Raw genomic sequence first — 14,647 nt, 5'->3', positions numbered from 1 at the left:
TGGTTTTTGTTATAGATTTTCTTTTAAGAATTTTTCCATTTTGGAAAATAGGTGCAATCGCGTGTTTCCACCATAAATTCCGTGGTTTTTGTTTGGGTAAATAAACTGATCGAAGTCTTTGTTGGCTTGCACCAAGGCTTCCACCATTTCAAAGGTGTTTTGAACATGTACATTATCATCTCCAGACCCATGTACTAGCAACAACGGATCCTCTAATTTCTCTGCGTGAGAAAGCGGACTGTTGTCGTCATATCCTTTACCATTTTCTTGGGGTAAGGCCATGTAGCGTTCGGTGTAGATGGTGTCATAGAATCTCCAGTTGGTAACGGGTGCTACAGATATTCCTGCCGCAAAAACATCAGCACCTTTGGTTAAACACAATAGGGTCATGTAACCGCCGTAAGACCATCCTTGCATTGAAATTCTATTGGCATCGGCATAAGGCAGTTTTCCAACCCATTTCGCTGCAGAAATTTGATCCTCGGTTTCTAATTTTCCAAGTTGCTTATAAGTACATTTCTTAAAATCTGCACCGCGATAACCTGTACCTCTACCGTCTACACATACCACTAAATAACCTTCTTGGGCTAGGTATTGTAACCATAACTGGTTGGCGCCTTCCCAATAGTCGTTTACACGGTTTATTCCAGGGCCATTGTAGCAGGTCATAAATACTGGATACTCCTTATTTTCGTCGAAGTTTTCAGGCTTTATCATGTAGCCATATAGCTCTTGCTTGCGCTCGGTGGTAAACGTAAAAAACTCCTTTGGACTTAAGTTATATTCAGCCAGTTTGTTGGCCAAGTCTTCATTTCCTTCAAGTAGTTTGATGTTTCTCCCTTTGTTGTTTTTCAGAAATACTTTCTCAGGTTGGTTTGCGGAGCGGTAGTGGTGAATCATGTATGAGAAATCGCTGGAGAAATCTGCTGTGCTATATCCATTTTCTGGGGTTAAGCGGATTAGTTTTTTAGAGCGGGTGCTCATTTTATAGATTTCCCTTTGGTAGGGCTTAATGGCGGCCGCTTGAAAATAAATGTAACCGCTGTTGTCCAAACCATAAACACTGGTAACATCCCATTTGTCGGTGGTTAATTTGCTAATGGGTTTTCCAGAAGTGTGGTAGGCATATATTTGGTTATATCCCTCTTTTTCCGAAGTGATATAAAAACGTTGCCCGTCTTCTGTAAATAGAAGGTCGTCGGTTACTTCTACGTAAGTAGCAGACTCTTCCTTATAGAATACACGGCTATCTCCTGTGCTTGGATCAATGTTAAGTAACTCTAGCTTGTTTTGTAAGCGATTCATACGGTATGCACACAAGCGGTTAATTCCAGGTATCCACTTCAATCTTGGGATGTATTGGTCTTGCTCTTCCCCAATTTTGGCATCTACCATTTGCTTGTCTACCGTGTTATAAATGTGAATCGATACTATAGCATTTTTCTCTCCTGCTTTTGGGTATTTAAACGAATAAAGCTCCGGATATAACGCCTTGTAATAGCGCATGGTGTACGTTGGTACCTGTTCCTCGTTAAATCGGTAGAACGCAAGGTATTGGTTATCAGGTGACCAGAAAAAAGCTTTGGTAAAAGAAAATTCTTCTTCATAAACCCAATCACACATACCGTTAATGACCTTATTCCATTCACCGTCTGTGGTTATTTGAGATTCTTCGCCAGTGTTAAGGTCTACGATGTATAAATTATTCGTTCTTACAAAAGCAATTTTTTTCCCGTTTGGAGAAAAAGTTGGATGGCTGATTTTTCCTTTTTCGGCATCGGAGATGGGCTTGATTTCCTTGGAAGCAACATCCACCACAAAATAGTGGCCCTTAGAGCTTCTTCGGTAAATGCTTTCCACATCTTTCCCGAGAATTAATTTCTTTTCGTCTTTAGAGAATTCGTAGCCATAAAGGGAAAGATTTTCGCCCTCGTAGCGAGCCTGAGTTTGAGTAATAACCGTACCAATTTTCTTTTGGGTTTTGTACGAGAAGGTAGCAATTTCAGGCCCTTCGTCGCCCATGGTTATTGCGGTGTAGTTAGATCCGTTGTTGGCAGGAAGTATACCCGATATGCCTTGGGATCTAAATTTTCCTGAAGCCCAAATATCTTCTAGGCTAAGCTGTTTGTCTTGCGCCGTCAGTGTAACACACAGCAACAAGCTAAAAAGCAATGATAATTTTCTCATGTAGGTCCTGATTTCTAAGCCGCGCCAAGATATAAGAATTCGTTAATACAAGCTTACGAATCGCTTAAAAAGCAAGGAATCCTAAGGGAGGATGAAAGGATGAAGGGATGAAAGGAAGAGGGGATGAAGGGATGAAGGGATGAAGGGGAGCTGTCTCCAACTTCGCTCAGACTACGAGCTTCGGAGAATGATTTGCGTGTATTACCAGGAATGAATAGGGCGACCAGTTAATCCTTAATCTCCAATCCCTCATCAAAAATAATCTGTGTTAATCTGTGTAATCTGTGGTGCGCCTCGATACAATCCCGCTCACCGCGGGATCACTCGGCGACCGAATGCTTCGAAGAAAAAAAACCTCCGTGCTTTTCTGTGGTGCACCCAAAAACAAAAAAAGCGGCCGAAGCCGCTTTTAGTTATCCGATAATCTTTAGATTAAATATGTATCACCTCGTCGTAAGCCGCTGCTGCTGCTTCCATTACCGCCTCCGAAAGGGTTGGGTGTGGGTGTACGGTTTTAATGATTTCGTGCCCTGTAGTTTCTAATTTTCTTATCGCTACTATTTCGGCAATCATTTCAGTTACGTTGGCACCTATCATGTGTCCTCCTAATAATTCACCGTACTTAGCATCGAAAATTAACTTCACAAATCCGTCCTTATGTCCGGCCGCACTTGCCTTTCCAGAAGCTGAGAATGGGAATTTACCCACTTTAATCTCGTATCCTGCTTCTTTCGCTGCGTCTTCGGTATATCCAACCGAAGCTACTTCTGGGAAACAGTAAGTACAACCCGGAATGTTGTTATAGTCGATTTTCTCTACGTTCATTCCAGAGATTTTCTCCACACAAGTAATTCCTTCAGCAGAAGCAACGTGGGCTAAAGCTGGTCCTGGAATTACATCTCCAATAGCGTAGTAACCTGGGATGTTAGTTTCGTAGAAATCGTTGGTAAGGATTTTTCCTTTGTCGGTAGCGATACCTACATCTTCTAATCCGATGTTTTCGATGTTCGCTGTTACTCCAACCGCAGATAAAACTGCGTCGGCTTCTATAATTTCTTCGCCTTTTTTGGTTTTAACGGTAACCTTACATTTTCCGCCGTTGGTATCTACTTTCTCAACCGAAGAGTTGGTCATGATGTTGATACCAGCCTTCTTGAAGTTTCTTTCTAAGGCTTTACTTACTTCTTTGTCTTCTAAAGGAACAATGTTAGGTAAGTATTCTACTATAGTTACTTCGGTTCCAATAGAGTTGTAGAAATAAGCAAATTCAACTCCAATAGCTCCTGATCCAACTACAACCAATTTTTTAGGTTGTTGAGGTAGGGTCATCGCTTCTCTATAACCAAAAACGTATTTCCCGTCTTGCTTAAGATTAGGAAGTTCTCTAGATCTAGCTCCTGTTGCGATTACGATGTTTTTAGCTTTGTAGGTCTTTTTGTTTCCATCGGCGTCGGTAACTTCAAGCTGCTTTCCTTTCATCAGCTTTCCAGTTCCCATAATTACGTCTATTTTGTTCTTCTTCATTAAGAACTGAATCCCCTTGCTCATTCCATCAGCAACTCCACGGCTTCTTTTCACCATAGCGGCAAAATCTGCTTCCTGGCCGCTTACTTTAATACCGTAATCCTCTGCGTGATTTATATAATCGAAAACGGATGCACTTTTTAATAAAGCTTTGGTAGGAATACAGCCCCAATTCAGACAAATTCCACCTAAAGATTCGCGCTCAACAACTGCAGTTTTCATTCCCAATTGGGCTGCGCGAATTGCGGTAACGTATCCACCGGGACCACTACCTAAAACAATAATGTCATAATCCATATCTCGTGTAGAAATTAGCTTGTAAGTTTGAGGCGAAAGTAATAAAATCTAATTTTAGTCCTTCTTAAGCAAATCCTTAACTGTAAATCGATTTGATACACTATAAACTTAGCTACGAAATACCAACCAGACATTTCATTCACGTGGATTTTTGTATGGAAAATCCCAAAGCTGATATTCAGCTGATTAACCTCCCATTTTGGAGGCCTGGACGTTACGAAAGAGGCTCATTTGCTAAAAACATTCAGGAATTTCACGTATTTGATGAGAATAAAAAGCATCTGAATTTTCGAAAAGTAGAAGGTCATACCTGGGAAATTGAAACCCAAGGAGCTAAGGAGTTACATATTTCCTACAATTATTATGCGGCTGATTTAAATGCTGGATCAACTTATGTAGACCGCGGGATTTTATATGTGAACCCCGTAAACTTATGTTTATATCCGGTGGGTGAAGAAGCTACGCCTTGTACATTAGAACTTAAAACCGAGGAGGGGCTGAAGGTTTTGGGGGCTATGCCCGAATTAAAAGACGGTAAGTATCAATTCTCCGATTTCCACCACATTGCCGATACGCCTTTTATGTGCGTAAAAAAATCCCAAACCATAGAGGTTAAGACAGATAGAAGCACATATTTCCTTCATTTCTGGGGTTACTTTAAGTTGGATGAAACCAAAATTTCACGAGACTTTAAAAAGTTCATCACACTTAACGAAGCTTTGTTTTCGGAGAATCCATACAAAGACTACCACTTCTTGTTTATAGGGCTACCCAATAATTTTCATCATGGGGTAGAGCACAAAGAAAGTACGGTAATTGCATTGGGGCCTGGGCACAGTATTTTAGGAAAGGATTACAACGAATTCTTATCCATTTCTTGCCATGAGCTGTACCATGCGTGGAATGTAAAAAGCATTCGCCCAATAGAGTTATGGCCCTACCGTTATAATGAGGATAGCTACTCTAACCTCGGCTATTTATGTGAGGGGGTAACCACCTATATGGGGAATCTACTTCTGTTTCAATCCGGTGTTTGGGAGTTTGAAGATTTAGCCCAGGAATTCGAGAAGTTTTTTGATAGACATTTCAATAATTTTGGACGTTACAACCATTCTGTAGCTGAGAGTTCTTTTGATACCTGGCTAGATGGATACGAACGCGGAATTCCGAATAGAAAGGTTTCTATTTACAACGAAGGAGCGCTTTTAACCTTCTGTATGGATACCATTATTCGTAAAAAACACGATGGGAAAAAGTCTTTCCACGATGTGATGCATAAACTCTATGAGGACTTTTACAAAAATGGATTGGGAGTTTCGGAGCAGCAATACTGGGATACCATTGCGCATTTTGCTGGGGAGGATATTCGAGCCTTTTTTGAAAATTACATCCATGGCACGGGCGATTACCACGCTATTGTTGATGAGGCCTTTGATTATCTAGGATTGGAGTACGAGGCAAAACCCGCTAAAGAGTTTCATGAGGCCCATTTGGGAATGAAAATAGTACAACGTAAGGGGGAAAATCCATGGCATATTATTGCGATTTATCCAGGTTCTCCGGCAGAAACAATGGGCTTATATGTTGGAGATCAATTGTTAATGGTGAATGATATAGAGGCGGAGGATGATTTTCCAAAATGGCTAGAGTATTTTGTTGACGATAAGTACCAGTTTGTATTAAGAAGAAATTCTATTGTGAAACTAATAGAGCTAAAAGCCTCGGAAAGAGTGTTTTATAAAGATTATAAAGTAAAAAGATTGGATCACCCTTCTCGTTCGCAAAGAGAAGCCTACAATAAATGGAGTTATAAGAAATAAGCATGGAAGAAATAGATTTCACTGAACAAGCAAAGCGTCCAACATTACTGACCATACTTTGTGTACTCACCTTTATTTCATCGGGGTGGACGGTGGCGAGTAATTTAAGCACCTATTTTGGCGATACCCAGCAACAACAGGAAATTGCCGAGGAAGTTTTAGATGGGGCTCGCGAAGATATCGAGGAGCAAGAAGGCCCAGCAGCATCCATAATGGAAGGCTATTTTAATCAGGCTGAAAAGCTTATAGCATATCAAAAACCATTGGCTCTTAATAACATCATTTTTGGAGCAATAATTTTATTTGGAGCCGCCTATATGTGGCGATTAAACCGTAGAGGATTTTTGCTCTATGCCTTTGGCTGTACCTTGCAAGTGGTGGTACCTATTTTTATTGCAGGTATGGTACCTATTTTATTCTGGCCAACCCTAATTATTAATGCAATTTTCGTTGGGCTTTATGCAACGCAAAAAAAGTATTTGGTTTACCAGTAACTAACGGTGTGCAATCACTGATATTTCCACATTCACCTGCTTGGGTAGTGTTTTAACAGCAACACATTCTCTGGCAGGTGGATTTTCTCCAAAATAGGTAGCGTAAACCTCATTTACCGATTGGAAATTATCCATATCCGAAAGGAAAATGCTGCATTTTACAATGTGATCCATGGTAAGACCTGCAGTTTCAATAATGGTTTTTACATTTTCTAAAACCCGGGTGGTTTCGGTTTTTATGTCGGAGGTGTGAAGATTTCCTTCTAAGTCTAATGCAATTTGACCGCTAATCAAAAGCGTGTCGCCAGCCCAAGCGGCATGACTGTATGGGCCAACAGCAGCTGGAGCATTGGGACTATTAAATGCCTTTTTTGCCATGTTAAAATTGTGTATTCTCGTTAAAGGTACGGTTGCGCTCTAATTTAAGATCTCTCAGCAAATTGGACTTCATGTTTAAGGCCACCGAGTAACTCTTTATGTTTCCAAACGGAACAAAACTGGCGCTAAACTCCCAACAATTAAGATCTACGTATAAGTTAAACTGGGTAAAAGAGGTTTTCTTTTGAATGAAGTCGTAACCCGTAGTATATCTCAATTTAACTTTTTCAAAAAAGTCGAAAGACCCAGAAATAGAAATAGTATGAGGTGTTTTGTTGGCATTAAACCCTCCGTCCTGGAAAACTTGCGAAACGGAATAATTGTACCCCAGCGTTATTTCTGGTTTTATTCCATCTACAATAAGTCCAAGAATAGTGGTGTCGCTTTTTGCCGTTTTTGTTTTGCTGCTGTTACCCTCTTTGTACATCCCTGGTCGGTAGCTATAATTCAGGGCAAAAGTTTGGTTGGCAAAACGAACTAGTTTTCCTCGTTGCGTAATTAAGGCCTCGTCTATTTTTTGACCAGACTCGTTATATCCGTATGGATCCAGATTAGCTGAATAGTTTAAGCTTAGTGATTTTAAAATGGTGGTACGGGCATTTAGGTTAATGTTACTCCATTTTATAGAATCGCGTAAAAAATCGTGGTTGGTTCCCAGGTTAAAAGCCTCTAATAATTTAATCTTTTTGGTGCCAATTCCTGTGGTGTCTTTTCTGTTTATCACCTTGGCCTCTACATTGTTTTGGAGGTTAATGCTTACCCCGCCAGAATGATTTGGATTGGGAACTCCGAAAATCTGTCCATCGAAAGGAGTGTAAGAGGTGTAAGCGCCATCGGTCCCTACAAATCCATACTGGCGATAATCGAACCCGGGTCTGTAGAAGAAGCTAGCCGATGGTGTCATTAAATGCCTAATGGCTTTTACGGGACCCTTTTTAAAGGTGTACATCCCGTAAACGTTGGTGGTTACAGAAGTGCTAAATCCGTAGTCAAAAACATTATAAAAACCAGGTAAGGTGTCGGTAACCGGTGCCTGTAATTCGTTAGAAAAGCTGCGTTCTATTTTTCTAAAATAAGTTCGGTTCGTAATGTTAAATGAGGGGTTAATGGTGAAGAAAAACTTCTTTAAGGAAGTACTAACATTAGCATTATGGCGAATTCCATTTTGCATTTTTCGCCTTAATCCATTCCAGTTTTCCAGTGAAAATTCTTCTTCTTGGGCACTCACCCTATTAGAGAAGTTGGCTGCATAGTTCACCCCAATTTTTTCGTACCACATGGTTTTAGCGTTGTCACTAGCTTTTAGCCAGCTAAGTGGTAAGTATAAACGCGTGAGGTTAAAGTTGAACTGGGGTAAGTCTACGTTAACGATTCCCGTATTGGTGTTTTGCGAGTGAGATGCCGAAGCAGAAAAGTTGTAGGGCTTCCCAGGAAATGTTTTAGAATAATTGATGTTGGATCGGAAGGTATTCGTTAAGAATTCTTCTGAATTACTTCCAATGTTATTTCGGTTTACCGTAGATGTACCAATGTTTACCGAAGAGTTAAAGGAGCTATTTGGTCGCGCTTTAGGATCTTGGCGGTGATTCCAGTTTATTTTAAAATCGCTTGTCTTGGAAAAGGTACTTGGTAATTCAGGAAATCCAGATTTAGATACCTGATACAAGAAGTCTAGATTTCCACTGTAGCGATAATTGTTTTTATATCGTAGTGCGGAGGAGGTGTTCCAGCTCCCTTTGGTATACACCGATCCCATCAATTTTAAATCGGCCTTTTCGCCTAGGGGTTGATACCATCCAAAATCTGCCAAAAAGAATCCTAGATTAGGAGAGTCTCCATATCTAGGAAGAATTATACCAGCATTCCTTTTGGTGCTGTTTGGAAAGTATCCAAAAAAGAAGGCTAGGGGAGTAGGTATTTTTCCCAATTTCAATACCCAGGATGAGGAAAGGACTTTGGAGTTGGGAATTACTTTTAGTTTTTTGGCGTGTATACGCGTCTTCGCTTCAGGATCTTCGCAGGGGCAGAATTCAGCTTCTTGAATGTAAAGAACCTGATTGGTGCTTCGCTTTACTCGTGCCCCAAAAACATGTCCGTCGGCAATGTTGGTATTTACCTGTTTAATAATTCCTTTTTGGGTCTTAAAGTTGTATCGTATGGTGTCGGCGCCATAATTCTGACCTTGATCCACAAAAACGGGTCTTCCAACTAAAGCACCGGTTGAATCTGTTGTTGGTACCGCAAGCACTTCGTTGGTGGTAAAGCCGTAGGTGATTTTAGCGGCTTTCAATTCAATGTCGCCATAGGTCACCTTTGCATCTCCATACATCACCACTTCCTTATCTCGCAGATTGTATTTTATACTGTCTTTGGCGTCGTAATTAACAGTAGTTTCAAAAGTTTGTGATTTTGGAAGGAAGAGATTGCCTATTTTCTCGGGTCTTTTTCTCAGTTTTGAGCTGTCGGAGGAAATAGAATCGGAAACGGTCTCGTTTTTGATGTTGGAACCTTGATTTTGTCCTTGTAGGCTAACGCTGACTGTTAGTATTGTTATTAACAGTAGGTAGCGGAAAATCACATGTGTTGAGGCTCCAGTTTGCAAGATGTTCCTGCTATTTTTGTTTGATGAACGGCAAAACTAACCAATTCGCGCTCAAATGATGTCCAAAATTTATACCAATAATCTGTTTACAAGACTCAAACTTGTGGTTGTAGCAGTTTTTATGGTTTGTGCGGCTGGGGTAAATGGTCAGGAATTTGCCGGAGTTAAAACGGTGGTGATAGACGCTGGCCACGGTGGGAAAGACCCTGGGAACATGGGGACGGGTAGATATAAAACCCGCGAAAAGGATATTGCTCTAGAGGTTGCTCTTAAGGTAGGGCAATACATTAAAGAAGCATTCCCCGATATCAAGGTGATTTTTACGCGTAAAGATGATTCTTTTGTAACGCTTGCTGGAAGGGCAGAAATTGCCAATAAGAACAAGGCAGATCTTTTTATTTCCATTCACTGTAACGCTGCAAATAGTAAATCGGCAGCCGGAACGGAAACCTTTGTAATGGGATTTAAATACGAGGAGTACAATAGAGAATTAACGCTAAAGGAAAACTCGGTAATTTTTATGGAGGACGATTACAAGGAAACTTATTCCGATTTCGACCCCAATAATCCCGAGTCTGAGATGTTTGCTGGTTTATATCAAAGCGCGTTTCAAGACCAGAGTATCACTTTTGCAAATTATGTGGAGCAACAATTTGCGAACAGGGTTGGAAGAAGGTCAAGAGGTGTTAAACAAGGAGTGCTTTACGTGCTAAATCGCTCTACCATGCCTTCGGTATTGATTGAATTAGGGTTCTTGTCGAATTCCAAGGAAGAAGATTTTCTCAATTCAGAATTGGGGCAGGTATATATGGCATCGGCAATTTATCGTGCTTTTAAAGAGTGGAAAAAGCACAGGGAAGGTGTTGATTTAACGGTTAAATCTTCCGCAAAAGTCGAAATGCAGGGGCCGGCCGAAAATGTTAATGAAAAGGAGTATTCCGATAACCCATACGGCATTGTTTTTAAGATTCAATTGTTATCTTCAACGCGAAAAATTAAAGAAGGCAGTAGTGAGCTTCAAGGGCTAGACGAAATAGAAGAATTGCACGTGGATGGCAGGTATAAATACGTTCATGGTGCTTTCCCTAATTACGATGAAGCCAAAAAAGCTTTGAAGAAAGTAAAAAAGAAGGGCTTTGAATCGGCCTTCGTAATTGCCTTGAAAGGTTCCGAGCCTCTAAAAGTGCAGGATGCAATTAAAGAACTAGAAAAGAACTAAGAAATAGGTTTGAAAAAGGAAGTTAAAATAGCGCTTTTAGTACTTGGAGGTATTGCAATAGCGGTTTTTGGTCTTAATTTCTTAAAGGGCAAAAACATCTTTATCACGCAGCACAATTACTTTGCGGTGTACAACAGAGTGGATGGATTAACCGCCACCAATCCCATTTGGATAAATGGATTTAAGGTGGGGCAGGTGTCGCGGGTTAGTTTTGTTCCTGGTTCTCAAAGCAAATTGTTGGTGGAGCTTCGCATTACAGATCCCAACGTGCGATTAACTGATCAATCTGTCGCCAGAATTGTATCTGCAGATTTACTTGGATCTAAAGGGATAGATTTATTGGTAAACCCTCAGGGAAACCCATTAAATGCAGGGGATACTATTAAAGCAAGCATTGAAGAAGGTTTAAAGGACGTGGTAAGTGAGCAGCTGGCTCCGATAAAAGCTAAAGCCGAAAACCTTATCGGATCCATAGATTCTGTACTCATTGTTTTGAGAACAGTTTTAAACGAATCCTCACTGGATCAGCTGGGGCAGAGTTTTTACGGAATCCGGGGAACCTTTGAGTCGCTGTACAAAACGGCAAAAAATATAGAGGAGTTAATAGAGAAAGAGAAGTCTCACATTGCATCTGCGGTGGAGAACATCGATGCGGCATCCACGGTTTTTAAAGAAAATACCGAGGAATTAGATGCTACCATTAAGAATGTAAAAACCTTATCTGACAATTTAGCCGATGCTGAAGTAGGGGAGATGGTGAAAAATGCCGAAGCCTCCATGAAAAAGGTAAACAACATGCTAACGCGAGTGGAGCAGGGGAATGGAAGCTTGGGTAAACTCATGCAGTCTGATACCCTGCATAATTCTATGGTAAAGGCGGTGAACGATCTGGAACGTTTGCTTGAGGATATGCGATCTAATCCGTCTCGATACGTGAATTTCAGCCTTATTGGAAGAAGAGATAAAGGCTTAATATTATCTGAAGAAGAAGAGCAAAGGCTCAAACAATTATTAAAAATGAAATAAGCTTATGGGGCTTTCTAACATTGTATTTGTATTAATTCTCGGTGCGGCGATTTTCTTCTTTGCCAAGCAGGTTGGGAAAATTAGAAGAAATATTCTCTTAGGGAAAGACGAAGATATTTCCGATAACAAAGCGGAGCGATGGAAAACCATGGCTAAGGTAGCATTAGGGCAAAGCAAAATGGTTGTAAGACCGGTGGCTGGATTAATGCACATCTTTGTATATGCAGGTTTTGTGATTATAAACCTTGAGGTACTGGAAATCATTTTGGATGGTATACTGGGAACACACCGTGTGTTTCATGCTATACTGGGGGACTTCTACTACTTCATGATCAATACCTTCGAAATTTTTGCGGTATTGGTAGTGGTTGGAGTTGTGGTTTTCTTAATCCGAAGGTTAGTGCTAAGGGTACCGCGTTTTTGGAAACCCGAAATGAAGGGTTGGCCGACAAAAGATGCGCTTTACATCCTTTACATCGAGATTATTTTGATGGGGGCTTTCTTAATTATGAATGCGGCAGATACGGTACTAATGACCACTGATGTGGCCGCTTTAAACGAAGCTGGCTTGGCAAAATATAACCTCGATCTTCAAGGAAGATTTTGGGTGTCTAATTTGCTTACGGGCATTTTGCCGTCAGACCTAGGAAGCCTTGCGATGATAGAAAGATCTGCTTGGTGGATTCACATTATAGGTATTTTGCTATTCCTTAACTACCTACCAAAATCAAAGCACTTTCACATTATCCTGGCTTTCCCAAATACTTGGTATTCCAACCTTAAAAACAAAGGAGAGTTTAGTAACCTAGAGGCGGTTACTAAGGAGGTGAAATTAATGATGGATCCCAATGCAGATCCTTTTGCAGCAGGCGATGCGCCAGCAGATGGAGCTGAACCAGAACTTCCAAGTTTTGGAGCTAAAGACGTTACCGATTTAAGCTGGAAAAGTTTAATGGATGCCTACACTTGCACCGAATGTGGTAGATGTACTTCAGTTTGTCCAGCAAACATTACTGGGAAAAAATTATCGCCAAGAAAGGTGATGATGGATACCCGAGATCGTGTTGAGGAACTAGGTAAGGCCATCGATAAAAATGGTAAAGACCACCACGACGGTAAGGCTTTATTAGGAGATTACATTAGTGACGAAGAACTATGGGCATGTACTACTTGTAATGCATGTACAGATGCTTGTCCTGTAAATATCGATCCGTTGAAAATTATTGTGGAGTTAAGAAGATCCTTGGTAATGGAGGCAAGTTCTATGCCATCGGAACTAACAGGTATGGTTAATAATATCCAGAATAATGCTGCTCCTTGGGCCTTTGGACAAGCCGATAGAGCAAACTGGATAAACGAATAATAGTTATGACCAAAGTTGCTGGAAACGAGTTAAGGGAAATTGAAGTTGATGGGAAGAAAATTAGCCCCGTTCTACCCGATGAGGTAAAAAATTATCTCGTGGATATAGACGGAACCATTTGCGACGATATTCCAAACGAGGAACCAGAGCGCATGGCAACTGCCGAATTGTATCCAGATGCTCTAGAAACTCTAAACCAATGGTACGATCAAGGGCATATCATTACTTTCTTCACATCCAGAACCGAAGAACATAGAGCGGTAACAGAGAAATGGTTAGCCGAAAATGGGTTTAAATACCACGGTCTTCTCATGGGAAAACCGAGAGGTGGAAATTATCATTGGATAGATAACCACATTGTGAGAGCGACGCGTTTTCACGGAAAATTCACCGATTTAGTTGTAAAGAAAAAAGAAATCCAAGTTTTTAAAAGATAATATTATGGACACTGCAGCACCAATTAAAGTGCCAACCATGGCCGAATGTATGGCGAACGGAACCACCCCAGAAGTTTTATTTTGGGTGGGTTGTGCCGGTAGTTTCGACGACAGGGCCAAAAAGATTAGCAAGGCGATTGTAAAGATTTTAAATAAAGCTGGTGTTTCATTTGCAGTGCTCGGTGCCGAGGAAGGTTGTACCGGAGATCCAGCAAAAAGAGCGGGAGATGAATTTACTTTCCAAATGATGGCTTTGCAGAATATTGAAATTCTGAATGCCTATAACATCAAAAAGATTATCACGGGCTGTCCCCATTGTTTTAATACCATTAAAAACGAGTATAAAGGATTAGGTGGTGATTACGAGGTGCTACATCATTCTCAATTTATCCAGCAGTTAATAGACGATGGAAGATTAAAAATAGAGGATGGAAAACCCTTTAAGGGACGAAGAATTACTTTCCATGACCCTTGTTATCTGGGAAGAGCCAATAACGTATTTGAAGCGCCAAGAGCTTTAATTGAAAAGCTAGACGCAGAGTTGGTTGAAATGAAAAGGTGTAAGGCAAAGGGCCTTTGTTGTGGCGCCGGAGGTGCTCAAATGTTTAAAGAAGCCGAGCCTGGAAATAAGGAGGTAAACATCGAGAGAACCGAGGATGCTATAGAAACAAAACCACAGTTTATCGCAACGGGTTGTCCTTTCTGCAACACCATGATGACCGATGGCGTTAAACATTTCGAGAAGGAGTCTGAAATTAAAGTTCTGGATATAGCGGAGCTTATTGCTCAGGCCGAAGATTTATAAACATGGAATTTTTACCGGGATTACCAGACCGTTCTAGGTTGTGGGTGTATTTAATTGATAAAAAGCTCGAGGGCGAAGACTTGGCTTTTGCCTCTAACCAATTGCTTGCGTTTATGCAAAATTGGAAAGCCCATGGAACCGATTTGGTTGCTGATTTTGATATAGTGGATGGGCAGCTGCTCATTATTGGAGTAGATGAAGAAAACCAAAATGCAACAGGGTGCTCAATTGATTCACAAGTACGTTTCGTTCAGGATCTTGGGGGTAAGTTGGATGTTAACTTCTTCGATAGGCAATTACTTGCGCTCTATCGCAACAATAAGTTTAAGGTAATTTCTTTCGATGCACTGAATAAGGGTTTGGAGAATGGAAAGTTTGCCCAAACTGATAAGGTTCTGGATCACCTCATTCAATCATTAGGTGACTTAAGAAAAACTGGAATTAAACCTTTGAGCGAATCCTGGCACCAGAATTTGGTTTCGGTTTAAAAAAGTA

General features: G+C 40.8%; 12 protein-coding genes. 8 read left to right on the top strand and 4 right to left on the bottom strand.

Going from position 1 to position 14,647, the window contains the following annotated elements; all coding sequences use genetic code 11:
* Positions 1–9: 9 nt before the first annotated feature.
* Together FRX97_RS05465 and lpdA are read right to left on the bottom strand one after the other, a co-directional pair.
* Positions 10–2,187, bottom strand: coding sequence for a S9 family peptidase (locus FRX97_RS05465; RefSeq protein WP_147014182.1), 2,178 nt, complete (start codon positions 2,185–2,187; stop codon positions 10–12).
* A 432-nt stretch (positions 2,188–2,619) separates the two neighbouring features.
* On the bottom strand, positions 2,620–4,008 hold the full coding sequence (gene lpdA / locus FRX97_RS05460) for a dihydrolipoyl dehydrogenase (RefSeq protein ID WP_147014181.1): 1,389 nt from the start codon (positions 4,006–4,008) through the stop codon (positions 2,620–2,622).
* A 92-nt stretch (positions 4,009–4,100) separates the two neighbouring features.
* Here lpdA and FRX97_RS05455 point away from each other — a divergent pair, with 92 nt between their 5' ends.
* Complete coding sequence (locus FRX97_RS05455; protein ID WP_170227036.1) at positions 4,101–5,828, top strand: M61 family metallopeptidase; 1,728 nt, start codon at positions 4,101–4,103, stop codon at positions 5,826–5,828.
* A 2-nt stretch (positions 5,829–5,830) separates the two neighbouring features.
* Positions 5,831–6,322 carry a hypothetical protein gene (locus FRX97_RS05450; protein WP_147014179.1) on the top strand — a complete coding sequence of 164 codons (492 nt, stop codon included), beginning with the start codon at positions 5,831–5,833 and terminating at the stop codon, positions 6,320–6,322.
* On the opposite strand, the gene FRX97_RS05445 is transcribed toward FRX97_RS05450, so the two are convergent.
* Both FRX97_RS05445 and FRX97_RS05440 read right to left on the bottom strand, forming a co-directional pair.
* Positions 6,323–6,700, bottom strand: coding sequence for a Rid family detoxifying hydrolase (locus tag FRX97_RS05445; RefSeq protein WP_147014178.1), 378 nt, complete (start codon positions 6,698–6,700; stop codon positions 6,323–6,325).
* A 1-nt stretch (position 6,701) separates the two neighbouring features.
* The gene (locus FRX97_RS05440; protein ID WP_147014177.1) at positions 6,702–9,302 is read right to left on the bottom strand and encodes a putative LPS assembly protein LptD; all 2,601 of its coding nucleotides are present in this window, start codon (positions 9,300–9,302) and stop codon (positions 6,702–6,704) included.
* A gap of 55 nt (positions 9,303–9,357) precedes the next feature.
* On the opposite strand from FRX97_RS05440, the gene FRX97_RS05435 reads away from it, so the two are divergent.
* From FRX97_RS05435 to FRX97_RS05410, 6 genes are read left to right on the top strand one after another with little or no spacing between them, the layout of a single operon-like run.
* Positions 9,358–10,521: an N-acetylmuramoyl-L-alanine amidase family protein gene (locus FRX97_RS05435; RefSeq protein ID WP_223266569.1), complete on the top strand. Its 1,164-nt coding sequence runs from the start codon at positions 9,358–9,360 to the stop codon at positions 10,519–10,521.
* Positions 10,522–10,530: 9 nt separating this feature from the next.
* The gene (locus tag FRX97_RS05430) at positions 10,531–11,547 is read left to right on the top strand and encodes an MlaD family protein (RefSeq protein ID WP_170227035.1); all 1,017 of its coding nucleotides are present in this window, start codon (positions 10,531–10,533) and stop codon (positions 11,545–11,547) included.
* A gap of 4 nt (positions 11,548–11,551) precedes the next feature.
* Positions 11,552–12,910, top strand: coding sequence for a (Fe-S)-binding protein (locus tag FRX97_RS05425; RefSeq protein ID WP_147014175.1), 1,359 nt, complete (start codon positions 11,552–11,554; stop codon positions 12,908–12,910).
* A gap of 5 nt (positions 12,911–12,915) precedes the next feature.
* Positions 12,916–13,347: an LNS2 domain-containing protein gene (locus FRX97_RS05420; protein WP_147014174.1), complete on the top strand. Its 432-nt coding sequence runs from the start codon at positions 12,916–12,918 to the stop codon at positions 13,345–13,347.
* Positions 13,348–13,351: 4 nt separating this feature from the next.
* A complete protein-coding gene (locus FRX97_RS05415; RefSeq protein ID WP_147014173.1) occupies positions 13,352–14,152 on the top strand; it encodes a (Fe-S)-binding protein in 801 nt (266 codons plus the stop codon).
* A gap of 2 nt (positions 14,153–14,154) precedes the next feature.
* Complete coding sequence (locus FRX97_RS05410; protein WP_147014172.1) at positions 14,155–14,640, top strand: hypothetical protein; 486 nt, start codon at positions 14,155–14,157, stop codon at positions 14,638–14,640.
* Positions 14,641–14,647 lie beyond the last annotated feature (7 nt).

This window comes from Luteibaculum oceani (assembly GCF_007995015.1).
Classification (GTDB): domain Bacteria; phylum Bacteroidota; class Bacteroidia; order Flavobacteriales_D; family Luteibaculaceae; genus Luteibaculum; species Luteibaculum oceani.
Note: the sequence above shows the minus strand (reverse complement) of the source record. Positions and strands in the feature narration are given on the sequence as shown.

Excerpts from the sequence above, each read along its gene's own strand:
- lpdA (WP_147014181.1), bottom strand. The coding sequence starts at position 4,008 with ATGGATTATGACATTATTGTTTTAGGTAGTGGTCCCGGTGGATACGTT.
- FRX97_RS05435 (WP_223266569.1), top strand. The coding sequence starts at position 9,358 with ATGATGTCCAAAATTTATACCAATAATCTGTTTACAAGACTCAAACTT.
- FRX97_RS05465 (WP_147014182.1), bottom strand. The coding sequence starts at position 2,187 with ATGAGAAAATTATCATTGCTTTTTAGCTTGTTGCTGTGTGTTACACTG.
- FRX97_RS05445 (WP_147014178.1), bottom strand. The coding sequence starts at position 6,700 with ATGGCAAAAAAGGCATTTAATAGTCCCAATGCTCCAGCTGCTGTTGGC.
- FRX97_RS05415 (WP_147014173.1), top strand. The coding sequence starts at position 13,352 with ATGGACACTGCAGCACCAATTAAAGTGCCAACCATGGCCGAATGTATG.
- FRX97_RS05410 (WP_147014172.1), top strand. The coding sequence starts at position 14,155 with ATGGAATTTTTACCGGGATTACCAGACCGTTCTAGGTTGTGGGTGTAT.
- FRX97_RS05425 (WP_147014175.1), top strand. The coding sequence starts at position 11,552 with ATGGGGCTTTCTAACATTGTATTTGTATTAATTCTCGGTGCGGCGATT.
- FRX97_RS05420 (WP_147014174.1), top strand. The coding sequence starts at position 12,916 with ATGACCAAAGTTGCTGGAAACGAGTTAAGGGAAATTGAAGTTGATGGG.
- FRX97_RS05450 (WP_147014179.1), top strand. The coding sequence starts at position 5,831 with ATGGAAGAAATAGATTTCACTGAACAAGCAAAGCGTCCAACATTACTG.